We start from the raw sequence: 22,553 nt of genomic DNA on the forward strand, positions 1-22,553 counted from the left end.
GACGCCATATTTCAATTTCAAATTTGGATTTGACACACTACCCCTTTCTCCTCATGGTCATCGTCGGCGGACGAGGACCTTCCCATGAACGACATGCCGGATCCCTCCAATGTTCCTGGCGCTGACGAGAGGCAGTCGCGAACGGTCGAACCGCCGGCTGTACAAAAGCGGGGCAATCGCCCTCTGATCGTCCTGGCCGTCATCGTGCTCGTCCTGGCGGGCATGGCGGCATGGTACTACGCAACCACGCGTGACATGGAATCGACCGACGACGCACAGGTCGATGGCAACACCGTCACCATCGAGGCGAAGGTGTCGGGCTACCTCACGCAGCTCTATGTCAACGACAATCAGCAGGTCGGGGCGGGCCAGTTGCTGTTCCGGATCGATGCTCGCGACTACCGTGCCACCCGCGATCAGGACCAGGCCGCCTTGGCCCAGGCACAGGCGCAGGCCGCGAGTGCCGGCGCGAATCTCGGCATGGCCCGGATCACCGCGCCGGCGAAGCTGGCCGCGGCGCGTGCCCAGAGCGCCTCTGCGGCCGCGACACTCGCCTTAGCGGCCGCAGACCTCAAGCGCCAGAACAGCGTGGAGCGCCGCTCCACCAGTCAGCAGAGCATCGACCAGGCGGCGCAGACCTTCCGCTCCGACAAGGCGAACTTCGAGAACGAGGAGGCGCAGGTGGCGATCGCCAACGTAGTCGCGCAGACCATCGCCCAGGCGCAGGCGCAGTACGACCAGGCCGTGGCCGAGGTTGCGCAGCAAAAGGCACAGCTCGCTGCCGCCGACCTCAACCTTGGCTACACACAGGTGCGGGCGCCGCAGGACGGCTGGGTGACGCAGCGCAACGCCCAGCGCGGCAGCTATGTGGCAGCCGGCCAATCGACCTTGTCCCTCGTCGCCCCGGACGTCTGGGTGACGGCGAACTTCAAGGAGAACCAGCTGGCGCGGATGCGCGTGGGACAGCGGGTCAAGATCAGGGTCGACGCCTACCCCAAGCTGCGCCTGGAAGGTCACGTGGACAGCCTGCAGCTCGGCACCGGCTCGCGGTTCAGCGCCTTCCCTGCCGAAAACGCCACCGGCAATTTCATCAAGATCGTGCAGCGCGTACCGGTGAAGATCGTGATCGACAGCGGTCTTAATCCCGACATGCCGCTGCCGCTGGGGCTCTCGGTCGTCCCGACGGTGGCTCTGCGATGAGCCCCCCGGCCGATGCGGCGGAATTTTGGCGGCCGGCCGCCAATCCCTGGGCGATCGCCCTCATGGTGACGATTGCCGCTTTCATGGAAGTCCTGGATTCCACGATCGTCAACGTCGCCCTTCCCCACATTGGCGGTTCGATGTCCGCCAGCAATGACGAAAGTACCTGGGTCCTCACCTCCTATCTTGTTGCCAACGGGATCGTTCTGATGATCTCGGGCTTCTTCACCCGGCTGCTCGGCCGCAAGCGCTACTTCCTGATCTGCATCGTGATGTTCACCGTGTTCTCGTTCCTGTGCGGCGCCGCCGAGAGCCTGCCGCAGATGATCATCTTCCGCTTGTTGCAGGGATTCTTCGGCGGTGGTCTGCAACCTTGCCAGCAATCGATCATCCTGGACAGCTTCCCGCGCGAAAACCGCGCCGCCGCCTTCGCGGTCACCGCCATGGCGACCATCGTCGCACCCGTGCTGGGACCGGTCATCGGTGGCGTCATCACCGACAATTACAGTTGGCGCTGGATCTTCTTCATCAACATTCCGGCGGGCATCGTCGCCTTCTTCGGCGTGACAGCACTCGTAGAGGACCCGCCATGGGTAACGCTGGCCGCGAAGGTACGGCCCTCCATGGATTACATCGGCCTCGGCTTCATCGTGCTTGCGTTGGGCTGCTTCCAGGTCATGCTGGATAGGGGGGAAAATGCCGACTGGTTCAGCTCCGGCACTATCACCCTGCTTGCGGTGCTCAGCGCCATCGGCTTTGTCGGCGCAGTCACCTGGCTGCTCTGCGCCCGCGATCCGATTGTGAACCTACGCGTCATGCAAGACAGGAATTTCGCCCTCGGCTGCCTGATGATCGCCGCCATGGCGATGTGCCTATACTCGAGCTCCGTTCTGCTGCCTCAGCTTTCGCAGCAGCAGCTCGGCTACACGGCGACCTGGGCGGGTCTGCTGCTGGCACCTGGTGCGGTCGCGCTCATCCTCCTGATCGTTCTCGTCGGCCGGGTCATGCCCTATGTTCAGACACGGTACATCATCGCCTTCGGCTTCCTTTTCCTGAGCTTCGCGTTTCTCTATTCGAGCCGGCTCACGCCGGACATAGACTTCTTCGACCTGGCGAAAGACCGGGTTCTGCAAACCATGGGCCTGGGTTTCCTGTTCGTGCCGATCTCCTCGATCGCCTATCTGAGCCTGCCGAAGGAGCTCAACAGCGATGCGGCGGCACTCTATACGATGTGCCGCAATGTGGCAGGGTCGATCGGAATCTCGGTCGCGAGTGCCCTCGTCACCACCCGCGATCAGGTGCGGATGGCCACTCTCGGCAGCCATCTGTCGCCGCTATCGCAGCCTTACGCGCAAACGCTCTCGGCGATTTCGCGCACGCTCCAGGCGTCCGGATCGACGATGGCGGCCGCCGAGCAGAGTGCCTTCGCGATGCTGCATCAGACGCTGCAGAAGCAAGCCGAAATCCTCGCCTATAGCGACGTCTTCGTCGTCTGCGCCGCCATTTCCATCATCGTGCTGCCATTCAGCTTTCTCCTCTCCCCCGCCAAGTCCGGTCAGGCCGGCACAGGCAGCCATTGATGAAACACTTCCTGACAGCCGCCATCCTGCTGCCCATTGGCCTCGCCGCCTGCACCGTCGGGCCGGATTTTACGCCGCCGCCTGACGCTACGCCGCCGCATTGGCACGATCCGGCGGCGAGCCTCGCGCCGAAAGGCGGCAGCGCGGGTGTCACGACGCAAGCCGATCCGCAACCGGATTGGTGGAAACGGTTCGACGACCCCGAACTTACCGCACTGATCGCGCGGGCGGCCGGTGGCAATCTCGACCAGAAAGTCGCGCTGCAGCGGATCGAAGCGGCCCGCGCCACCGAAATATCCGAGGCCGCCGCGGGTCTGCCGAGCCTGAAGGCGACCGGGTCCTATACCGACCAACAATCCGGGTTGGACGCGCTGAAGGGACAGATCGGCGGCCTGTTCCCGGTCACGCTAAACCAGGCTCCGCCGCCCTACGGACTCTTCGAAGGCGCGGTCGATGCATCCTGGGAACTCGACCTTTTCGGAAAAGTGCGGCGCTCGGTGGAAGCCTCGGAAGCCGACAGCGCGGCGCTGCTCGGCGACCGAGCGGATTCCCTCGTCTCGCTGCAGGCGGAGGTGGCGCAGACCTACGCGAAGCTGCGCGCGGCGCAGGCCGCTCTTGCCGCCGCAAACACGGACATCGCGACCGAACGCAATCTGCTCAGGCTCACCACGGACCGTGCCTCGCATGGCCTGACGAGCGATCTCGACGTCCGCGACGCGCTGGCGCAACTTGCCTCCAGCCAGGCTTCGGCACCGCAATACGCGCAACAGATCGCGACCGATCTCAACAGCCTCGCCGTGCTGCTCGGTCAAGCGCCGGGTGCCCTCGACGCCGAACTCGCGCCCATGCGGTCGATCCCGCGCATGGCCGCGGCGCAGGTGCCGATTGGTCTGCCGTCTGGCCTGGCCCGACGACGCCCCGACATACGCGCCGCCGAAGCACGGCTGCATGAACAGACCGCCGATGTCGGCGCCGCCATCGCCGAGCTCTACCCGGACATTACCCTCACCGGCGAGGTCGGGCAGCAATCCGGATTGCTCAAGAACATCGCCAAATCCTACAACAGCATCTATTCTTTCGGTCCCTCGATCTCGTTGCCGATTTTTCAGGCCGGCAAGCTCCGGGCGGGCATCGCCCAGGCAAGAGCGCAGCGGCTCCAGGCCGCGTTCACCTACAAGAAAACGGTGCTGTCCGCATTACAGGACGTCGAAAACGCGCTCGCCAGCTATCGCACTGATGTCCAGCGGCTGGCGCCGTTGCAGATAGAAGACGACGCCGACCAGGATGCCGTGGATATTGCGCTTGACCGCTACCGGCACGGCCTCTCCAACTACATCGACGTGCTGAATCCCCAAAGCAGCCTGATCTCGGTGCATCAGTCCGTCATCCAGGCGCAGGTCGCCGTCACCGACGACCTGGTGTCATTGTATAAGGCACTCGGCGGAGGTTGGGAGGCAGGAACTGGTGCCACGACGGCGTTGCTTCCTGGCACGAGCTTGCTGAACTGAAATGCTCTTGCACGCTTTGCCACGACAAGGTGGGATCAGCAAACGTTCAGGTCATCTGGTCGAATGTCGGCAAGAGGTGATGCAGCGTTGCAAAGGCGGGTCGGCACCAAGGCATCAGACTTTGTTCACTACAGGATCTCGCTCACAGCGATCGCGGCGCGGCAGCCGAGCTTGATCACCCGGGACATGGCGCGATAGGCCGGTGCCAGTTCGGCCTCGTGGGCCAGCCCGATATCGCGATGCTCCAGTTCCTCGGCGCGGAACTGCTCGATGGTGTCGCGCAGTTCGCCCTCCTCCGAACCCAGGCTCGCCGCCTGCGCCGCATAATGTTCGTCGATCGCCTCCTCGACCGCCACCGTGCACGCCATCGCGGCCCGCTCGCCGATCGCGGCGGTGACCGCGCCGAGCGCGAAGCCCGCCACGTGCCAGATCGGCAGCAGCGCCGTCGGACGCACCCGCCGCCGCGCCACCAGCGCTTCGAACACCTGCTTGTGGTGCGTCTCCTGCTGCTTCATGTGACGCAGGATGTCGCCTTTGGCGCCCCGCCCGAGCACCGCGAGCTGCCCCGCATAGATGCGCTCGGCGCCGTATTCGCCGGCATGGTCGACCCGGATCATGCGGCTGATCCGGGTGGCCTGGTCAGGCTCCCCCGGCTGCGGATAGCGAACCTGGCTCATGCTGGTCTCCTGGCTGGCCGCCATGCGGTGGCAGCCACGACAACCGACATGGTGGCGGCATAGATCAAGTCCAGGGTCGCCATCGAGACCGGCAGCCAGTCAATCAGCCGGTTCGGCGCATCGCAGGGCTTGGCCGGACGCAGCGGCATGGAGGCAAGCCGCTCAGCCATGCTGCCGCCATGGACCATGCTGCCCTTCAAGAGGGTCGGCGCCATGCATTGCGGCACCGGATCGGGCCACCAGGCCTGCTCGACCCCGACATGGGTGAGTGCCAGCGCGATCGATGCCAGCAGCGGCAAGGCGAGCAGCGGCACCAGGATCCGGGCGAGGCGCGCCGGCGCCAGCACTGTCGCGACGCCCAGCAGCGCCAGGACCCGGTACGGCCAGCGCTCCATCAGGCACAGCGCGCAGGGCGCCATCGACAGGCGGTGCTCGGCATACCAGGCGATGGCCAACGCCACGATGCCGCCGAGTGCCGCCAGCGCACCGGCCCGGCTTTCAGCCGGCACGCGGCTTCTGCTGGCCGAGCGCCGCCAGGAAGCTGCGGGCCCAGCTCGCCGCGGTCACCTCGTGCACGGCCCGGTCCATCGCCTGCCAGCGTGTGATACGCTCCGCCTTCGGCATCGAGAGCGCCTGGTGCAGGCCCTCGGCGATCTCGTCCGGATCGTACGGGTTGACCAGGACCGCCTCGCCCAGCTCGGGTGCGGCGCCGGCAAAGCGGGACAGCACCAGAACGCCGGGATCGGCCGGATCCTGGGCTGCGACATATTCCTTGGCGACCAGGTTCATGCCGTCGCGCAGCGGCGTGACCAGGGCGACCCGCGCATAGCGGTGGAAGCCGGCCAGCGTCGGGCGCGGGATCGCCCGGGTGATGTAGCGGATCGGTACCCAGTCGAACTCCGCCCATTCGCCGTTGATGCGGCCGGCCTGCTCGTCAAGCCGTCGGCGCAGCGCCTTGTACTCGGCGACATCGCCGCGCGAGACCGGCGCCACCTGCAGGAAGGTGACGCGGCCGCGATGCTCCGGAAACCGCTTGAGCAGACGTTCATAGCCCTGGAAGCGCTGCGGCAGGCCCTTGGAGTAGTCGAGCCGGTCGACGCCCAGGATCAGCGCGCGGTCGTGCATGCTCTCCTTGAGGCGCTCCAGATCGGCTCCGCCCGCTGCCTTCCCGGCCTGCAGCGCGAACTCGTCCGCGTCGATGCCGATCGGGAACGCGCCGGTGGCGGCGGTGACCCGCTCTGCCGCCAGCGCCTGGTCGACATGCCGCCGGTCCTCCTCGGTCTGTAGCCCGATCAGCTCGTAGCCGGCCAGCGAGCGGATCAGGTGGGCGGCTCCGGGCAGGGCGCCGAACAGCGCCAGGGGCGGGAACGGTGTATGCAGGAAGAAGCCGATGCGGTTGCGCACACCGATCGCGCGCAACGCCTCGCCGAGCGGGATCAGGTGGTAGTCCTGCACCCAGATCACGTCGTCGGGCCGCAGCAGCGGCGCCAGCGTGCGTGCGAACAGGGCGTTCACGTCGAGGTAGGTTTCCAGGTCCTCGCGGCTGTACTCGACCAGACCCATGCGGTAGTGGAACAGCGGCCACAGGATGCGGTTGGAGAAGCCCTGGTAGAAGCCCTTGTGCTGCTGCGGGGTTAGATCGATGGTGGCGTAGGTGACGCCGCCCTGCGTGCTGGTCTTGGGCTTGGCGTCGCCGTCTTTCGCCTGGCTGGTCCTGGTCCCGCTGATCTGGCCAGACCAGCCGAACCACAGGGTCGGCTGGCCGCCGATCGCATCCTTCAGCCCAACCGCAAGGCCGCCCGCCGGATGGCCGCGTTCACGCGGCGACGGCACCCGGTTGGAGACGACGACTAGACGGCCCACGCGCGCTCCTCTCCGGCCGCGAGTGCGGTCAGCCAGCGCCTGACGCTCTCGGGCTCATCGAAATCGTCCGGAATGCGGTAGCCGGTGCCACCGAGCGCGATCGCCGCCCGGATGCCATCCTCGTCGGTGACGTCGTCGCCGATGAACACGGGGAGGCGGCCGGCAAACGGCGCATGCTGCATCAGGGCGCGCACCGCGGAGCCCTTGTCGGTGCCGCTCGGCCGGATCTCCCATGCCATCTTCGCGGTCTGCACGTGGAAGCGGTCTCCGGCACTCGCCACCATGCGGTCCGCAGCCTCGCGCAGCCGGTCGGCGGCCTGTGGCGCGCTACGGTAGTGCAGCACGAAGCCGGTCGCCTTGCGCTCCACCCGCACCCCGGGATCGGCCGCTGCCAGGGCCTCTGCCTCGTCGAGCCAACCGGCCGGGATGGCGGGTACCGGAACCCGCTCGAGCGCGGCGTCCGGGCTGCGTCGCATGGCGATGCCGTGCTCGCCGGCGACGGCAAACGGGATCCCGGGCAGGAACTCGTCGATCTGCGCGATCGGACGGCCGGTGACCAGGGCGAGCGCGTCGCCGCAGAGCGTCCGCAGGCGCCGCAGGGTGTCGGGCAGGCCATCCGCGACTCGCACCAGCTCGGGCGCCGGCGCGATATCCACCAGCGTGCCGTCGAAATCGAGCAGGAACGCGGCGCGCTCCGGCGGCGGCAGCGGTGGCCGCGCGCTCTGGGGGGAGTTCGTCATGGCACCACCGTCGCGTCAGGATCGTGTTGCATGGTTCGATTCAGTTCTGCGGGGCCGACGGATCGGGCGGCGGCACGAAGGCATTGGGATCGGCGTTCGGATCGACGCCGAGACCGGGCCGGCCGGTCGGATAGACGGGATCTGGCGCCCGGTCGACCGTGCCGGGCTGCTCGCTCTGGCCCGGTTGCTCGCTCTGAATCGTCGGCATGCCGGGCTGGTCCGCGCCCGGCTGATCCGTCCCGGTCGGACCGCTGACAGGGGCGGGCACAGGCGGCGTGGCTGCGACCAGGGGCGGGGCCGCCGGCGCGACGTCTGCGCCGGCACAGGCCACCAGCTGCACGCCATAGACCGGACTCTCGAAGATATCCACGAACGGCTCGGCGGCGAACATCCAGCCGGCGAAGGGCTTGGTGTCCGGGTGCCGGTCCTGCACCGCGACCGAGGCAGCGGCGTCCGGCGGCAGGCCGGGCGGGTGCACCAGGCAATTCTGCACGGTGACGGTCAGGCTCTTGTAGGTGCCGGCCTGACCGGCCGGGATGGTAAGCGTTTCAGTATGTGCGTCGAGCTTGTCCAGCACGCGCACCACCGCCTCTGCCCGTCCCTGCCAGGTATCGGGTGCATACAGCGTCGGCGGCGTCACCAGTTCGGCCGCCCGGGCCGGCGCAGCCGTCCAGATCAATGCAGCGACGATCGCGGCGCGGCGGCCGAACCTCGTGCGCATCTCAAGCCGTCCGCTTCGGCGTCTCGAGCGTGTCCACCATGCCGGCCAGGATGCGCCGCATGGCGTCCGGATCGACACCCATCAGCACCGCATCCTCGAAGGCATCGCGCAGGACCTCGCGCAGTTCGGCCTGGTTCTCCTCCAGCACCCGCAGCTTCTCGCGACAGGAGACCGGAGTCCCGTCGCTCTGCGGCCAGTTGGTCGTCATCGGAGCGTGCCCACGCGACGCACCTCAGCGGTTCGGCAGGTCGTCGGACTTGCCGGGCACCGCGGCGGCCTTGCCCGACTGGCCCTGCTTGTTCGCTTCGGCCTGCTTGGTCATCGTGTCGGTGACGGTGAAGATGAACTTGCTGAGCAGCTGCTCCAGGCTGATCGAACCCTGCGTCTGGGTGATCCGGCCACCAGGCGGCAGGGTGCCGTCGGCGCCGCCGGGCGCCAGTGCGAGATACTTGCCGCCGAGCAGGCTGTCCGACGTCACCACGATCGAACTGTCCGGGGGCAGCTTGATGTCGGGCCGCACGGTGAGGGTCACGATCGCCTGGAAGCTCTTCGGGTCGACCGTCTCGGACACCACCTGGCCCACCGTGACGCCCGCCATGCGCACGTCGGATCCGACATCGAGCCCATCGACATGGTCGAACTGCGCCTTGAGCTGGTAGCCGGGCTGCGAACGGCGGCCGTTGCCGATCACCGCCGCCGTGATCAGCGCCGCCAGCACCACCAGCACCACGAACCCCGCCAGCAGTTCGACCGGGTCATGCCGGCGGCGCACCGGAACCGCATGCTCTGCGACCGCCATGGCTCAGCTGTCCGGCGTCCAGGCTTCGTAGTCGCCCGTCGAGGTCGGCCGCCGGCCGCCGTTATAGTCGCTGCCCGGCGGCCGGTAGCCGCCCGGCTCGCCGGTCAGGTTTGGCTGGAAGGGCAGCTGCCAGGGTTGCCTTGCGGTCGGCGGCAGCGGCTCGGCGTCGGCGTTGTGCAGCCAGTTCCACCATTCCGCCGGCACGCTGGAAGGATCCTCGCCCGGCCGGTAGATCACCCAGCGCCTGATGCGGCGATTCGGCACACGCGGACGCCGATCCTCGTAATAGGCGCGGCCATCCGCATCCCTGCCGATCAACCGTCCCCTGAACATCGTGAAGAGCCGCGTGCCGATGGTGGTCATGCACAAGCGTATAGCCACCCCGTCCACACCGGTCCATCCGCCTGCCGCGCGCGCCGGGGCACGAGCCCGGAAGCCTGTCGGGCAAGTTATCCCGGATATCCCCAATATGCTGTGGGGTGTATAGTTTTATACCCCAACATACAGCTTGGGCGGCAAGCCGGGGTTCGCTAGCATCGGCTTATGAACAGTCAGCCAGCCCGCCGAGCCACGGCCAGGACGCGCCGCAAACACCCGGCCGCGTCGTTCTGGAACGGCGTCAGGATGCGAACCCAGGCCGCCAGTCCCGATCCGGATGCGGCGCCACGCCTGGTGACGGTGCCGGCGGACTGGGACCAGGACGCCGCGGCGGCTTTCGCGGCGCTCGCCCCCGGTGCCGGCCGCGCCTCGCTGGCGGAAGCCTCGCTGGTCTGGGTGGCGCCGCTCGCCGACCATCCGCAAGCGTCGCACGGACTGGCGGCGCGCCTGCTGGAGTTGCTGCTGCGGCGTGGTGCCGCGCCGCTGGAATGCGTCTGGCATGGCTCGCGCCAAGGCGCGCCCGGCTTCGTGCTCAATCTTGCGGCGTTCGCGCAGCCGGACTCCGGCTTCGAGATCGACGGGTTCATGCGCGCCCTCGAGACGCTGGCCGAGGCGCTGCACCTGCTGCAGCCGTCCGGCCGCACGCCGTGCACGCTGCTGCTGAGCAACCTCGATGCGTGCCTCGCCGCCCTCGGCCTCGATTACGACAGCGCCCCGGCGCGTGCCGTCGCCGCCTGCCTGTGCGCGCTGGCGACCAGCACGATGCATCCCACCACCCTTGCTTCGCACAGCAGCCGGGCGGCTCCGGCAGAGCTGCCGCCGCACTGCCCGGTGCCGGGCCTCGCCCGCTATGCCATCAGCCGCTGGCAGGAGGCGGAACAGCGCAGCCGGCGGTCCGCGCGGAGCACACCGGCGCATGCCCTGCTGCCGGAGACCGGACCGATCGAGACCGGCCTGTCGGCGCCCGGCTGGACCGACGCCCTGCTCGGAGTCGAGGCCTGCGGCGCGGCCCCCCTGTTCTCGCCGCTGCGGCAGGATGGCCGGCTCGCGGCCAGCACGCTGGCACGGCTGGCGGCGCGCGGCATGAGCCCGGAGTCGGCGCTGGCCGCGAGCCTTGCCGGCTTGCCGGTCGTGGCACAGGCTGGCGCCGAGGCGGCCCGGGCGATGCACCGGGCGATCGCTCCGTTCCTGGACCGCCAGCCGGCCGCACCGGCCGAGATGCAGGCGCCGATTCGCGGGACGCCCACGGATCGCCGCAGGGAGCTGCCCGCGCGGCGCAGCGGCTTCACCCAGAAGGCGACCGTCGGCGGCCAAGCCATCTACCTGCGCACCGGCGAATACGAGGATGGCAGGCTCGGCGAGGTCTCGATCGCGCCGGCCCGCGCCAGTTCTGGGCGCTCCAGTCCCGGGGGTGCCGGCGCCGTGCAGCGCGGGCTGCTGGACGCGGTGGGCCAGGCGGTCAGCCTCGGCCTGCAGCACGGTGTGCCGCTCGAGACCTATGTCGAGACTTTCGCCTATGCCCGTGTCGGTCCCGGCGGGGCGGTCGAAGGCGACGAGGCGGTGGCCAGTGCCACGTCCACGCTCGACTACGTGTTCCGCACGCTGGCGCATGCCTATCTGGGCCGCAGCCTGCCGGATGCGCCGCAGCAGGGCGCCGGCCCGGCCGACGATCCCGACGACGCATTGCTGCCGCTCGACCTGCCGCGCGAGACCCACCGCCCCTCCGGCCCACGCCGGCGGCACGGCCTGCGGCTGGTCGGTTGAGGGGGAGCGCGGACCGGGCATGACGCAGTCAATCATCGAGGGCCGGCTTGCGGCACTCGGGATCGTCCTGCCGCGGGCGGCCGCCCCGGTGGCGAACTATGTGGCCGCGGTGGCCAGCGGCAACCTGCTGGTGATCTCGGGACAGCTGCCGCTGGTGGACGGGCAGTTAGCCCTGCGCGGCAAGCTCAGTGGCGAGGTCGGGCTCGAGCAGGGGGTCGAGGCCGCGCGGGCCTGCATGCTCAACGTCCTGGCGCAGGTGCAGGCTGCCGCCGGCTCGCTCGATCGGGTGGCGCGCGTCGTGCGACTCGGCGGCTTCATCGCCTGCATGCCGGATTTCACCCAGCATGCGGCGGTAATGAACGGCGCCTCCGACCTCGCGGTCGCGGTCTTCGGCGAGGCCGGCCGGCATGCCCGCTCGACGATCGGCGTCGCTTCGCTGCCGCTGGATGCACCGTGCGAAGTGGAAGGCTTGTTCGAATTGCGATGAGCCCCGGCTGATGCGCAGCCCCTGTCCCGACACCAGCGGCACGCCATATCGGCCTCATGCCTGAACAAAGCCTGTCGCTCAGCCTGCATCCGGCCATCGGCACGATCGACGCCGCGGAGTGGGATCGTTGCGCCGGACCCGACAATCCGTTCGTCAGCCACGCCTTCCTCTCCGCGGTCGAGGATAGCGGCTCGGCCGGCTCGCGCACCGGCTGGCTGCCGAGGCATGCGGTGCTGCGCGACGACACCGGTGCGATCGTCGCCGCCGCGCCGATGTACGCCAAGTCGCACAGCTACGGCGAGTACGTGTTCGACCATGGCTGGGCGGCGGCCTTCGAGCGCGCCGGCGGCCAGTACTACCCGAAGCTGCAGGTCGCCTCCCCGTTCAGCCCGGTGCCCGGTCCACGGCTGCTGGTCAGCCCGGCAGTGCCCCCGGCGCAGCAGGGCGCCATCATGCAGGCGATGGCGGCGGCGCTCAGCCAGGCCTGCGGCGAGCTGTCGCTGTCCTCGGTGCACGTGACTTTCTGCCGTCCGGAAGAATACGAGAGCCTCGGACAGGCCGGCTGGCTGCAACGGCTGGGCACGCAGTTCCACTGGGAGAATGCCGGCTACGCCAGCTTCGATGATTTCCTGGCGGGCTTCAATTCGCGCAAGCGCAAGGTGGTGCGCCGCGAGCGCCGCGACGCCAATGCCTGCGGCCTCGAATTCCGGACCCTGCGCGGCGCAGACATCACTAGGGCGCACTGGAAGGCATTTTACCGGTTCTACACCTCGACGGTGGATCGCAAATGGGGCAGCGCGTATCTCACCGAGCGATTCTTCCCGCTGCTGTCTGAACGGCTTGGCGACAGGGTGGTGCTGATGCTCGCAGAGGATTCGGGTCGGCCGGTGGCAGGCGCGCTCAACCTGCTCGGGTCCGACGCGCTCTACGGCCGCAACTGGGGATGCTCCGGCGACTGGCCGTTCCTGCATTTCGAGCTCTGCTACTACCGGGCGATCGAGTTCGCGATCGAGCACGGGCTCGCCCGCGTCGAGGCCGGCGCGCAGGGTGAGCACAAGATCCAGCGCGGCTACCTGCCGAAGCCGACCTACTCGGCGCACTGGATCGCGCATCCGGGCCTGCGACGGGCGGTGGCAGACTTCGTCGCGGAGGAGCGCGCGGCCCGGCTGCTGGAGATGCAGGCGCTGGCGGAATACTCGCCCTATCGCCAGGAAGCGCCTGCAGGAGAAGAAGATTGAGCAAGGCGAAACGGGACGCCGCCCGGGCCGTTTTGCGCGCATCCGGTCCAGGATTTGTGAACCATGAATGACGAACCGAAACGCAATGACGAACGTGTCAGGGTGCGGGCGTACGTGTTGTGGGAAAAGGACGGACGGCCGCACGGCCGCAACCAGGCCTACTGGAACGAGGCGCTGCGGCAGATCCAGGAGGAGGAGCGGGAGAAGAGCGGAACGGGGAGCACCCGGCCGGATGATCGCCAGCCGAGCGCCTGATCTTCAGTTCCGCCTAGACCGGATCATGCTCTGGAGCTCGCCTGCATGTTCGCGTCGATCTTGGCGAGGAAGTCCTCGGTGTTGAGCCACTTGGCCTCGGGCCCGACCAGCAGCGCCAGGTCCTTGGTCATATAGCCCTGCTCGACGGTCTCGACGCAGACCTGCTCCAGGGTCTCGGCGAAGTTGGTGACGTCGGGCGTGTTGTCGAACCGGCCGCGATAGACGAGCCCCCGGGTCCAGGCGAAGATCGAGGCGATCGGGTTGGTGCTGGTCGGGCGCCCCTTCTGATACTCGCGGAAATGCCGCGTCACGGTGCCGTGCGCCGCCTCCGATTCGACTGTGTTGCCGTCAGGGGCGAGCAGCACCGAGGTCATCAGCCCCAGGCTGCCGAAACCCTGCGCCACGATGTCGCTCTCGACGTCGCCGTCATAGTTCTTGCAGGCCCAGACATAACCGCCCGACCATTTCAGCGCGGCGGCCACCATGTCGTCGATCAGCCGGTGCTCGTAGGTCAGGCCGAGGGCGTCGAAATCAGCCTTGAACTCGGTCTCGTACACCTCCTGGAACACGTCCTTGAACATGCCGTCATAGGCCTTGAGGATGGTGTTCTTGGTGGAGAGATACACCGGCAGCTTGCGGTCGCGGCCATAGGTGAGGCTCGCGCGCGCAAAGCCGGTGATCGAATGCTTGGTGTTGTGGATGCCGAGCGCCACGCCCGGACCCTTGAAATCATGCACCTCGAGCTCGAGCGGCGCACTCCCGTCCGCCGGGGTGTAGGTCAGGGTGACGCGTCCGGGACCGGGGATCTTGGTCTCGGCAGCACGGTAGATGTCGCCATAGGCGTGGCGTCCGATGACGATCGGCTGCGTCCAGTGCGGCACCAGGCGCGGCACGTTCGAGCAGATGATCGGCTCGCGGAAGATGGTGCCGTCGAGGATGTTGCGAATGGTGCCGTTCGGCGAGCGCCACATCTTCTTGAGCTTGAACTCGGTGACGCGTGCCTCGTCCGGCGTGATCGTCGCGCACTTCACGCCGACACCGTAGGTCTTGATTGCGTGGGCGCTGTCGACGGTCACCTGGTCGTCGGTGGCGTCGCGATGCTCGATGCCGAGATCGTAGTATTTCAGGTCGATATCCAGATAGGGCAGGATCAGCTTCTGCTTGATGAAGCTCCAGATGATGCGGGTCATCTCGTCGCCATCGAGCTCGACGACGGGTTCCTTCACCTTGATCTTGGCCATGCTCTGGGTCCTGTCGAAAGGCGATCCGGCGCAGCGCCAGGATCAGACCGGTGTCTCCTTCGCATCCCGAACCCGACCCGGCAAGCCTCAGTGGAGCCGACGGCAGACATTCAAGGCCGGGGCCTTGCCACAGCGTCGGGTATTGCCCTGGCCCGTGCTTGCCTGCTAGTCGGCGGCGTCGGCAGCATCCTGGTCGTCGGGTGCTACGAGCATGGCATTCGCGACCACGCCGGCCTGCTCGCGCACCTTGCGCTCGATGGCCTCGGCCATCTCGGGATGCTCGCGCAGGAACTGCTTGGAGTTCTCGCGCCCCTGACCGATGCGCTGGCTGTCGTAGCTGAACCAGGCGCCGGACTTCTCGACGATGTTGGCCTTGACGCCGAGATCGATCAACTCGCCCATCTTGCTGACCCCTTCGCCATACATGATATCGAATTCCACCTGCTTGAACGGTGGCGCCATCTTGTTCTTGACCACCTTGATGCGGGTCTGGTTGCCCACGACCTCGTCGCGCTCCTTGATCTGGCCGATGCGGCGGATGTCGAGGCGGATCGAGGCATAGAACTTCAGCGCGTTGCCGCCGGTGGTCGTCTCCGGGCTGCCGAACATGACGCCGATCTTCAACCGGATCTGGTTGAGGAAAATCATCATGGTGTTCGAGCGCGAGACGGTGCCGGTGAGCTTGCGCAGCGCCTGGCTCATCAGGCGGGCATGCAGGCCGACATGGCTGTCGCCCATGTCGCCCTCGAGTTCGGCACGCGGCACGAGGGCCGCCACGCTGTCGATGACCAGCACGTCGATCGCACCGGAGCGCACCAGCGTGTCGGCGATCTCGAGTGCCTGCTCGCCGGCGTCCGGCTGGCTGATCAGCAGGTTGTCGACATCGACCCCCAGCTTGCGGGCATAGCCGGGATCGAGCGCATGCTCGGCATCGATGAACGCGCAGGTGCCGCCACGCTTCTGCGCCTCGGCGATCGCATGCAGCGCCATGGTCGTCTTGCCGGAACTTTCGGGACCGTAGATCTCGACGATCCGGCCGCGCGGCAGTCCGCCGATGCCAAGCGCGATATCCAGCCCGAGCGACCCGCTGGAGATGACGTCGGCAATCTCGCTGCCACGCTGCCCCAGGCGCATGACCGAGCCCTTCCCGAAGGCCCGTTCGATCTGGGTGAGCGCTCCCTCGAGCGCCTTCGACTTGTCCATGCTTGTTTCCTCAGGGCCCGTATGCCGAGGGGCCAGATGATGTCCAGGAGGGTGTCACAGGCCGCTGCCACGCCGCAACGCCGCGACTCGGGACGCTATCGCTTAAACTGATAACCAGCGGTTAACGGATCGACGCGGAAGCGACCGTGCCTGCCGCGGCATCCAGGGCACGGCACCCGGGCACGGCAGAAGGATATGAGGACAGCTTGGGGATATTAACCATTTATCAAGAGTTTGTTCTCTTTTGTTCTACTAGAACAAAACGGGTTCACGCAAGGGTTTTTTGAGGTGGCCAAACCGGAGGATTCGCCGGGCGAAGCTCACCGGACCGCTGGCGGCCCGGGCGGCGGCCGGCGCAGGCGCCAGACATAGGCGATGATCCCTGCGACCGCCTGGAAGTGCTCGCGCGGGATCTCGGCATCGAGCGGCAGGACATAGAGCGCGCGCGCCAGCGGCGGATTGGACACCAGCGGCACCTTGTTGTCCTGCGCCACGGCACGGATCCTGGCCGCGATCTCGCCCGAGCCCTTGGCCACCAGTCTCGGGGCGGCGTTGCCGCCGCTCTCATAGACCAGCGCGACAGCAAAGTGCGTCGGGTTCGTCACCACCACGGTGGCCTTGGGCACCTGGTCCATCATGCGCCGGCTGGCACGCTGGCGCCGCATCTGCCGGATGCGCCCCTTGACCAGCTGGTCGCCCTCGCTCTCGCGATGCTCGTCGCGCAGCTCCTGCTTGCTCATGCGCAGCTTGGTCATGTGGTGGTAGCGCACCCAGGCCACATCCAGCAGGGCGATCCCCGCCTGCACCGCCAGCAGCATCAAGGTCGCATCCAGGCTCAGCCGCAGGGCCCGGGCCGCCAGCGTCGCCGCGTCCCAACCCGGCGCGCGCCACAGCACCGGCATCAGGCCGACCAGCACGTGGCGCAGGGCGAACGCGAACGCGACCAGCTTTGCGACCGCCTTGGCGGCCTCCACCGCGGTCTCGCCACCGAAGATCCTCGACAGCCCGCGCATCGGGCTGACCCGGCTGAATTGCGGCATCATCGCGGTCGGGCGCAGCAGCAGGCCGGTCTGCAGGACCGTCACCGTCAGGCCGCCGGCCGCCGCGGCCAGCACCGCGGGCGCGGCGAGCGCCGCGCTGGCACGCATCGCGTCCTGCCAGACCAGGGCGGTCCCGTTGCCGGACAGGTCGGTCCCGGCGACGTTCGCCATGAAGCCGTGCATCTGCACCACGAACCGCGCGGCCCGGTCGGGCAGCGTCATCATCAGGGCCAGTACGGCAACCCCGATGCCGGAGAGCGACTGCAGCTCCCTGGAGATGGCGACCTGGCCGTCCTCGCGCGCCTTGGCAAGACGCTTGGCGGACGGGGCTTCCGTCCTGTCGTCCTTGTCGGCCATCGCGTCACCTCAGGACGACAGGCGCGGCATGATCGATCGGATCGTGCACTACCGCCCCGGCAGGCTGGCGAAGCCGGCCTGCAGCGCCTGCAGCCAGGTCTGCAGGATCGGTCCCAGCAGCAGCCCGAACAGCAGCAGACCGCCCAGCACCTGCCCCGGCAAAGAGAGGTTATGGACCTGCAGCGTCGGCAGCAGGCGCGCCAGCACACCCAGCATCAGCTGCCAGAGCAGCCCGACCAGCACCAGCGGCGACGCCAGGCGCAGCGCCAGCGCGAAACTGTTCTCGGTCGCCAACGCGACACTCTGCACGACGTCGCCGGACGACAGCAGCATGCCGGGCGGCAGCAAACGGTAGCTTCCGGCCAGGGCGCCCAGCGGCATCGCATACAGGCCCGAGGACAGCACCAGCACCGGCGCCACGATCGCCAGCAGCCGGCTGATCGCACTGGTCTGCGATCCGAGGTCCGGGTCAGGCTGCAGCACGCTGGACAACCCGATCATGGTCGAGATGATCTGCCCTGCAATCGGCAACGACAGCGCCATCAGCCGCGCCAGCCACCCGATCAGCAATCCGCAGCCGAGTTCCGAGGCGATCAACGCGACCTGGTGCGGCATCAGGTCCTGAGCAGCGGGCAGCAGCCCCTGAACCCCGGGAAAGATCAGCACCGCAAGACCCACGGCGAGCCCGGCGCGTACAACCATGGGGATCTCGCTCTCGCCGATGCCGGGCAACACCATCACGGCGGCGCTGACCCGGCACAGCACGAGCATGAAGCCGAAGGCGAGGCCCGGCAGCGCCGCCAGCAGCGACGTCACGGCCGATGATGTCGCCGGCGACGCCGCCCGTGGCCCGTCACTGGCCGCCAACGGCGATCAGCCGATCGAGCAGGATGTGCGTGTAGTCGGTCAGCGTCGCATACATGAACGGCCCGGCGAGCATGAGAGCGGCACCCAGCGCCAGCACCTTCGGCACGAACGCCAGCGTGCTCTCGTTGATCTGGGTGACCGCCTGGATCAACGAGATCACCAGCCCGACGCCCATTGCGGTCAGCAGGCCGGGAGCAGCAAGCTTCAGCACCACGACGAACAGGTCGCGCAGCACCATCGCGACATCGCCTTCCTGCATCGTTCCGCTCCGGGCCCGGCTAGAGCATGATCCGATCGATCATGCTCAGCTTGTCATTTGATAGAGCAGCTTTACCCGTCAGTTGGGATCGCGACGCGATTCCAACTGACGGATGCTGCTCTAGATCTGCATCTTCATGACGTCCTGGTAGGCCTGCACCACGCGGTCGCGGATCGCCACCGTCGATTGCAGCGCAAGCTGCGCGCGCGACACCGCCGTCACCACGTCGGTGACGCTGGCCTCGCCGGCGATACCCTGCGCGGATTTGAGATCCGCCTGGTGACCGGTCTCCACCACCGCATGCATCGCTTGCTCAAGCGTGGCCCCGAAGCCGGACAGGTCGGACGCCGATGTCGCGTCGTCCAGGCCGTCGATGCCGGCCGGCGAGACGCCGCCCTGGACCCGCGCATAGGCGCTGACGGCACTCGAAGCGCTGACCGAGAAGGGATCTCCGCTCATTTGAGCATGTCGATCGTGCGCGTCAGCATCGAGCGCGTGACCTGCATGACGTTGAGGTTGGCACTATAGGAACGCTCGGCCTCGCGCATATCCATCAATTCGACGAAGCTGTTCACGTTCGGCATCTTGACATAGCCTTCCGCATTCGCCGCCGGGTGCGACGGGTCGTATTTCATCGTGAAGTCGCTCATGTCCTTGCCGATCTGCTTGACCGTCACCATCGCGACACCCGCCACGGGATCCAGCGCCTCGGCAAACGTCACCGTCTTGCGACGGTACGGATCCGCGCCGGGCCTGGACCCGGTGGTGTCCTGGTTTGCCAGGTTCTCCGCGATCACCCGCAACCGGCTGGTCTGCGCCTCCATGCCGGCCGAGGAGATGTCGAGCGCTTTCGAGATGTCCATGCGCCGGATCAGCCCTTGCCGAGTGCCGTCGAGAACATCGCCATGTACTTGCTGTAGATGTTGGTCACCAGCCGCTGCTGGTTGTCGGTCTCCGCAACCTTGGTCATCTCCTCCTCGACCGACACCCGGTTGCCGTCCGGCGACCGCTCATGGCCGGCCACCTTGATGGTACCGCTGTCGCCAACGGTCCCCGGCAGATGCATTGCATCGGTCTGCACCGGCGTCACCATGAAGGACGACAGCGCGGCCGCGAACGGACGCTCGTCGCTCGGCTGGAAGTTGGGCGTGTTGGCATTGGCGACATTGCGTGCCAGGACGCGCTGTCGATCCTCCAGCCAGTCGAGCTTGCGCTCTGCCAGCGAGAACAGATCGCTCGAGCCGGTCTGCATGCCACACCACCTTTCGCTCACGCGACAACTTTGCAGAGAACCGCTTAGAAAGTGTTAACGACGCGGAGAATCCCGGTAACGGTTCGTCCTCGCAATGTTTGCATCGATGTGGCAGCCTGTCTGCATGAGTTCCAACCACCCGCCTGGCCGCGCAATCAGCGACGCCGGCACGACGCAGCACGACGTCGAGGCGCTGGCGAAGCGAGTTGCGTCGACATTGCAGGTCAGCCGCGCCCTGCTGATGGCCGGACGACAGATCTGCCTGACCGGGCTCGAAATCCAGGTGGCGGAGGTCTGCGATCGCGCGGCATCGCTGGCCTCGCACGAACACCCTGCGCTGCGTTTTTGCCTGCTGGCGTTGCGGACCGAGATCGACACATTGACGGCCCTGCTGCAGGCACGGGAGGCCGCCGGTCGATGTCCGTCCATGACCTCCTGACCATCGGCGCCGGGCTTGCCGCGGTCATCATCATGATCCTGCTGGCGCGCTACGGCACCCGGTTCACCGGACTGTTGCACAAGCACGGGCAGCAGCAGACCCTGCTGTCGCTGCGGGCCTCGCTGCCGATCGATGCGCGGCGCAGGCTCAGTCTCATCGATTGCGACGGACGCCGGCTGCTGCTGCTGACCGGCGGCACGACCGACGTCATGCTCGGCTGGCTGCCGGCCGAGGAGAGGCCGGGCCGCGGTTCGCCGCCGTGACCCGGCGCGCGATCCGCCGCTGCGGCACGAGATCCGGAACGGCCCGGTTTCTGGCCGCCCCGATCCTGGCGGCCCTGTTCCTGGCGGCCCTGGTGGTCCTGCCGCCGGTGTCGGCAGCCGCCCAGTCGGTCAGCATCGATCTCGGCCAGTCCGGCGCGGCGGGGGCCACCGGCCGGCTGTTCCAGCTCACCGCCGTCATCACGCTCCTGTCGCTGGCGCCGAGCCTGCTGGTGATGGTGACCGCCTTCACCCGCATCGTCATCGTGCTGTCCCTGCTGCGGGGCGCGCTCGGTGCGCAGGGCACGCCACCCAATCCGGTGATCATTGGCCTGGCGCTGTTCCTGACCTTCTTCGTCATGCAGCCGACCTTCGAGCATGCCTGGACCAACGGCGTGGCCCCGATGCTGGCCGGACAGCTCAGCGAACTCGATGGCGCCCGCGCCGCCGCCGAGCCGTTCCGCCACTTCATGCTGCTCAACGTCCGGCCGCCGGACCTGACCCTGTTCCTCGATATCGCCAAGCTGGCGCCCCCGGCCACTGCGGGCGATACGCCCTGGCGGGCCCTGGTGCCGGCCTTCATGATCGGCGAGTTGCGGCGCGGCTTCGAGATGGGCTTCCTGCTCTACATGCCGTTCCTGGTGATCGACATCGTGGTCTCGAGCGTCCTGATGAGCCTCGGCATGATGATGCTGCCGCCCAGTGCGATCTCGCTGCCGTTCAAGCTGATCTTCTTCGTGCTGATCGATGGCTGGCACATGATCGCCGGTAGCCTGGTGCAGAGCTTCAACACCGGCTGACAGACTTGTCCCAGAACCCCGGGCTGCCGATCAGGACGGCCGCGATGATGTGACCGCAGACGACCATGCCGAGCGCGCGCCCGAACGGGACGAGTGCTGCCGGCTGTAAGCCCCGCGGCGTTTAGCGCCTGGGCAGGCACTCCGCGATATAGGGCGGCAGCGCGAAGGCGGCGGCCTGTAGTTCGGGAGACCAGTATCGCGTCGTCCCGAGGATGCCGGCCTGCTTTGCGCGCTGCCGGATGCGTTCCACATCTGCCGTCAGCCCCTCTGCGTTGCAGGCGACGCCCAGTGTCATGAAGCCACCCACGTAGGTCGGCACAGCTACGACATAGGCTGACACATACGGAAAGAAACGGGCCCTCCGGCGGCTCGTTTCACGGAGCTCATCGGACTGCATGAACGGCACGCCGCACTGGTTGACGATGATGCCGTCCGTCGTCAGGACACGGGCACAGTGGCGGTAGAACTCGTCGGTGAACAGCACCTCGCCGACGCCGACCGGGTCCGTGCTGTCGACGATGATGACGTCGAAACTTGCAGCCGGCGCGCGAACCACATAGTCGACCCCGTCGCCGATGATCACCTCGGCGCGCGGATCGTCCCAGGCCGTCCCGGCAATCCCCGGAAGAAACTCCTTCGACAGCCTCACCACCTCGCCGTCGATTTCGACCATCACCGCCCGCTGCACGGTCCGATGCAGCAAGACCCGGCGCAGGACACCGCCGTCACCGGCTCCGATGATCAGCACATTCCGCGGTCCGGCATGGGCCAGCAGCGGAACGTGGGTCAGCATCTCCTGGTAGACGAACTCGTCGGCTTCGGTGATCTGGATCACGCCGTCTAGCACCAGTACGCGCCCATGCGTTTCGCTTTCGAAGACAACGATGTCCTGGAAGTCGCTTTTCACGCGGGCAAGCTCGCGCCTGATCCGGAAGCGCTGGCCCCAGGCGACATAGAGCGTCTCGTTGATCCAGACTTCATCCAACATGGCAGCGTCCCCACTGGAGCATGACCGTCCCGCCATGCTCCGCCTGTCCTGTCCGCGGTTGCGACATGCTGTTGCAAGAAAGATTGTTGCAAGAAAAAGGCCGGGATTGACCCGGCCTCAAATCTCGTCGCAGCGGCTTGAGCACTTCTAGAGGACGCGGCCGCGCCTCTGCTCGTCGAGATCGATGCGCTCGGCCTGGAAGGTCCGCTGCAGCACAGGGATGGCAAGATGCGGATCGCACTCGCCGCACATGAAGATATCCACAGCGGCAAATCCGCGTTCGGGCCAGGTGTGGATCGAGATATGGCTCTCGGCCAGGACAACCACGCCCGAGACGCCGCCATTCGGCGCGAAGTGATGGAAGTGACTGTGCAGGATCGTCGCACCCGCCGTCACCGCGGCCTCGCACAAGGTCCGGTCGATCACCGCCGGATCGCCCAGGTTCCTGGCATCCCAAAGATCGACCAGCAGATGCATGCCGGCGAACCTCATCCCGTCCTTTTCGACGAAATAATCCTTGCAATCCGCTGCCTCACCCGAGGGAGCAGTCGAAACCTGGTTATTGCTCGGAGAATCCGAGACCATCCCCAGTTGAGCAAGTGCGTTCATCACGTACCCCTGAACCAGCAGACGGCCT

28 protein-coding genes are annotated in these 22,553 nt (G+C 67.3%); 10 read left to right on the top strand and 18 right to left on the bottom strand.

The genetic code is table 11. The features are described 5' to 3' along the window. Window positions 1–84 precede the first annotated feature (84 nt). From ACQY4O_RS11800 to ACQY4O_RS11810, 3 genes are read left to right on the top strand one after another with little or no spacing between them, the layout of a single operon-like run. Window positions 85–1,200: an HlyD family secretion protein gene (locus ACQY4O_RS11800; RefSeq protein WP_428376563.1), complete on the top strand. Its 1,116-nt coding sequence runs from the start codon at window positions 85–87 to the stop codon at window positions 1,198–1,200. Next, on the top strand, window positions 1,197–2,780 hold the full coding sequence (locus tag ACQY4O_RS11805) for a DHA2 family efflux MFS transporter permease subunit (RefSeq protein WP_428376564.1): 1,584 nt from the start codon (window positions 1,197–1,199) through the stop codon (window positions 2,778–2,780). Before ACQY4O_RS11800 ends, ACQY4O_RS11805 begins: the two co-directional genes overlap by 4 nt. Continuing rightward, complete coding sequence (locus ACQY4O_RS11810; RefSeq protein WP_428376565.1) at window positions 2,780–4,288, top strand: efflux transporter outer membrane subunit; 1,509 nt, start codon at window positions 2,780–2,782, stop codon at window positions 4,286–4,288. Before ACQY4O_RS11805 ends, ACQY4O_RS11810 begins: the two co-directional genes overlap by 1 nt. Before the next feature lie 128 nt (window positions 4,289–4,416). On the opposite strand, the gene ACQY4O_RS11815 is transcribed toward ACQY4O_RS11810, so the two are convergent. From ACQY4O_RS11815 to ACQY4O_RS11850, 8 genes are read right to left on the bottom strand one after another with little or no spacing between them, the layout of a single operon-like run. Next, complete coding sequence (locus ACQY4O_RS11815) at window positions 4,417–4,965, bottom strand: demethoxyubiquinone hydroxylase family protein (RefSeq protein ID WP_428376566.1); 549 nt, start codon at window positions 4,963–4,965, stop codon at window positions 4,417–4,419. After that, a complete protein-coding gene (locus ACQY4O_RS11820) occupies window positions 4,962–5,474 on the bottom strand; it encodes a disulfide bond formation protein B (protein ID WP_428376567.1) in 513 nt (170 codons plus the stop codon). Before ACQY4O_RS11820 ends, ACQY4O_RS11815 begins: the two co-directional genes overlap by 4 nt. Further along, complete coding sequence (locus ACQY4O_RS11825; RefSeq protein WP_428376568.1) at window positions 5,464–6,828, bottom strand: alpha,alpha-trehalose-phosphate synthase (UDP-forming); 1,365 nt, start codon at window positions 6,826–6,828, stop codon at window positions 5,464–5,466. Before ACQY4O_RS11825 ends, ACQY4O_RS11820 begins: the two co-directional genes overlap by 11 nt. Continuing rightward, entirely contained in the window at window positions 6,816–7,568 is a 753-nt protein-coding gene (otsB, locus tag ACQY4O_RS11830; RefSeq protein WP_428376569.1) for a trehalose-phosphatase, read from the bottom strand. Before otsB ends, ACQY4O_RS11825 begins: the two co-directional genes overlap by 13 nt. Before the next feature lie 40 nt (window positions 7,569–7,608). Continuing rightward, window positions 7,609–8,289: a DUF2155 domain-containing protein gene (locus ACQY4O_RS11835; protein ID WP_428376570.1), complete on the bottom strand. Its 681-nt coding sequence runs from the start codon at window positions 8,287–8,289 to the stop codon at window positions 7,609–7,611. Between the two features lies 1 nt (window position 8,290). Beyond that, window positions 8,291–8,497, bottom strand: coding sequence for a hypothetical protein (locus ACQY4O_RS11840; RefSeq protein ID WP_428376571.1), 207 nt, complete (start codon window positions 8,495–8,497; stop codon window positions 8,291–8,293). 24 nt (window positions 8,498–8,521) lie between these two features. Further along, window positions 8,522–9,088, bottom strand: a complete 567-nt coding sequence (gene mlaD / locus ACQY4O_RS11845; RefSeq protein ID WP_428376572.1) for an outer membrane lipid asymmetry maintenance protein MlaD — start codon at window positions 9,086–9,088, stop codon at window positions 8,522–8,524. Between the two features lie 3 nt (window positions 9,089–9,091). Further along, entirely contained in the window at window positions 9,092–9,451 is a 360-nt protein-coding gene (locus ACQY4O_RS11850) for an NADH-ubiquinone oxidoreductase subunit NDUFA12 family protein (RefSeq protein WP_428376573.1), read from the bottom strand. Between the two features lie 261 nt (window positions 9,452–9,712). Between ACQY4O_RS11850 and ACQY4O_RS11855 the strand changes: the two genes are divergently transcribed. The 4 genes from ACQY4O_RS11855 to ACQY4O_RS11870 all read left to right on the top strand — a co-directional run bounded on the left by ACQY4O_RS11855 (window position 9,713) and on the right by ACQY4O_RS11870 (window position 13,210). Next, entirely contained in the window at window positions 9,713–11,230 is a 1,518-nt protein-coding gene (locus tag ACQY4O_RS11855; protein ID WP_428376574.1) for a vitamin B12-dependent ribonucleotide reductase, read from the top strand. Between the two features lie 19 nt (window positions 11,231–11,249). Beyond that, window positions 11,250–11,717 (top strand): RidA family protein, encoded by a 468-nt coding sequence (locus tag ACQY4O_RS11860; protein WP_428376575.1) that lies wholly within the window; start codon window positions 11,250–11,252, stop codon window positions 11,715–11,717. A gap of 56 nt (window positions 11,718–11,773) precedes the next feature. Further along, window positions 11,774–12,955: a GNAT family N-acetyltransferase gene (locus ACQY4O_RS11865; protein ID WP_428376576.1), complete on the top strand. Its 1,182-nt coding sequence runs from the start codon at window positions 11,774–11,776 to the stop codon at window positions 12,953–12,955. Between the two features lie 63 nt (window positions 12,956–13,018). Beyond that, on the top strand, window positions 13,019–13,210 hold the full coding sequence (locus tag ACQY4O_RS11870; RefSeq protein WP_428376577.1) for a DUF2934 domain-containing protein: 192 nt from the start codon (window positions 13,019–13,021) through the stop codon (window positions 13,208–13,210). Window positions 13,211–13,233: 23 nt separating this feature from the next. On the opposite strand, the gene ACQY4O_RS11875 is transcribed toward ACQY4O_RS11870, so the two are convergent. The 8 genes from ACQY4O_RS11875 to ACQY4O_RS11910 all read right to left on the bottom strand — a co-directional run bounded on the left by ACQY4O_RS11875 (window position 13,234) and on the right by ACQY4O_RS11910 (window position 19,429). After that, entirely contained in the window at window positions 13,234–14,451 is a 1,218-nt protein-coding gene (locus ACQY4O_RS11875) for an NADP-dependent isocitrate dehydrogenase (RefSeq protein WP_428376578.1), read from the bottom strand. A 165-nt stretch (window positions 14,452–14,616) separates the two neighbouring features. Continuing rightward, window positions 14,617–15,654 (bottom strand): recombinase RecA, encoded by a 1,038-nt coding sequence (recA, locus tag ACQY4O_RS11880; RefSeq protein ID WP_428376579.1) that lies wholly within the window; start codon window positions 15,652–15,654, stop codon window positions 14,617–14,619. A 320-nt stretch (window positions 15,655–15,974) separates the two neighbouring features. After that, window positions 15,975–17,051, bottom strand: a complete 1,077-nt coding sequence (locus ACQY4O_RS11885; protein WP_428376580.1) for an EscU/YscU/HrcU family type III secretion system export apparatus switch protein — start codon at window positions 17,049–17,051, stop codon at window positions 15,975–15,977. Between the two features lie 48 nt (window positions 17,052–17,099). Next, the gene (locus tag ACQY4O_RS11890) at window positions 17,100–17,918 is read right to left on the bottom strand and encodes a flagellar biosynthetic protein FliR (RefSeq protein WP_428376581.1); all 819 of its coding nucleotides are present in this window, start codon (window positions 17,916–17,918) and stop codon (window positions 17,100–17,102) included. Beyond that, a complete protein-coding gene (locus ACQY4O_RS11895; protein ID WP_428376582.1) occupies window positions 17,905–18,177 on the bottom strand; it encodes a flagellar biosynthetic protein FliQ in 273 nt (90 codons plus the stop codon). Before ACQY4O_RS11895 ends, ACQY4O_RS11890 begins: the two co-directional genes overlap by 14 nt. A gap of 120 nt (window positions 18,178–18,297) precedes the next feature. Further along, the gene (gene fliE, locus ACQY4O_RS11900; protein WP_428376583.1) at window positions 18,298–18,636 is read right to left on the bottom strand and encodes a flagellar hook-basal body complex protein FliE; all 339 of its coding nucleotides are present in this window, start codon (window positions 18,634–18,636) and stop codon (window positions 18,298–18,300) included. Then, complete coding sequence (gene flgC, locus ACQY4O_RS11905; protein WP_428376584.1) at window positions 18,633–19,040, bottom strand: flagellar basal body rod protein FlgC; 408 nt, start codon at window positions 19,038–19,040, stop codon at window positions 18,633–18,635. Before flgC ends, fliE begins: the two co-directional genes overlap by 4 nt. Before the next feature lie 8 nt (window positions 19,041–19,048). Then, on the bottom strand, window positions 19,049–19,429 hold the full coding sequence (locus tag ACQY4O_RS11910) for a flagellar basal body rod protein FlgB (RefSeq protein WP_428376585.1): 381 nt from the start codon (window positions 19,427–19,429) through the stop codon (window positions 19,049–19,051). A gap of 124 nt (window positions 19,430–19,553) precedes the next feature. Here ACQY4O_RS11910 and ACQY4O_RS11915 point away from each other — a divergent pair, with 124 nt between their 5' ends. The 3 genes from ACQY4O_RS11915 to fliP all read left to right on the top strand — a co-directional run bounded on the left by ACQY4O_RS11915 (window position 19,554) and on the right by fliP (window position 20,928). Then, window positions 19,554–19,868: a hypothetical protein gene (locus ACQY4O_RS11915; protein WP_428376586.1), complete on the top strand. Its 315-nt coding sequence runs from the start codon at window positions 19,554–19,556 to the stop codon at window positions 19,866–19,868. After that, complete coding sequence (locus ACQY4O_RS11920; protein ID WP_428376587.1) at window positions 19,847–20,131, top strand: flagellar biosynthetic protein FliO; 285 nt, start codon at window positions 19,847–19,849, stop codon at window positions 20,129–20,131. The genes ACQY4O_RS11915 and ACQY4O_RS11920 overlap by 22 nt, the downstream gene beginning before the upstream one ends. A 62-nt stretch (window positions 20,132–20,193) precedes the next feature. Beyond that, window positions 20,194–20,928, top strand: coding sequence for a flagellar type III secretion system pore protein FliP (fliP, locus tag ACQY4O_RS11925; RefSeq protein WP_428378181.1), 735 nt, complete (start codon window positions 20,194–20,196; stop codon window positions 20,926–20,928). A 121-nt stretch (window positions 20,929–21,049) separates the two neighbouring features. Here fliP and speE read toward each other — a convergent pair whose 3' ends face one another. Next, window positions 21,050–21,913 carry a polyamine aminopropyltransferase gene (gene speE, locus ACQY4O_RS11930; protein WP_428378182.1) on the bottom strand — a complete coding sequence of 288 codons (864 nt, stop codon included), beginning with the start codon at window positions 21,911–21,913 and terminating at the stop codon, window positions 21,050–21,052. A 150-nt stretch (window positions 21,914–22,063) separates the two neighbouring features. Then, entirely contained in the window at window positions 22,064–22,525 is a 462-nt protein-coding gene (gene speD / locus ACQY4O_RS11935; protein WP_428376588.1) for an adenosylmethionine decarboxylase, read from the bottom strand. Window positions 22,526–22,553: the final 28 nt, after the last annotated feature.

The organism is Lichenicoccus sp., from assembly GCF_965277665.1.
In the GTDB taxonomy this organism is placed as follows: Bacteria; Pseudomonadota; Alphaproteobacteria; order Acetobacterales; family Acetobacteraceae; genus Lichenicoccus.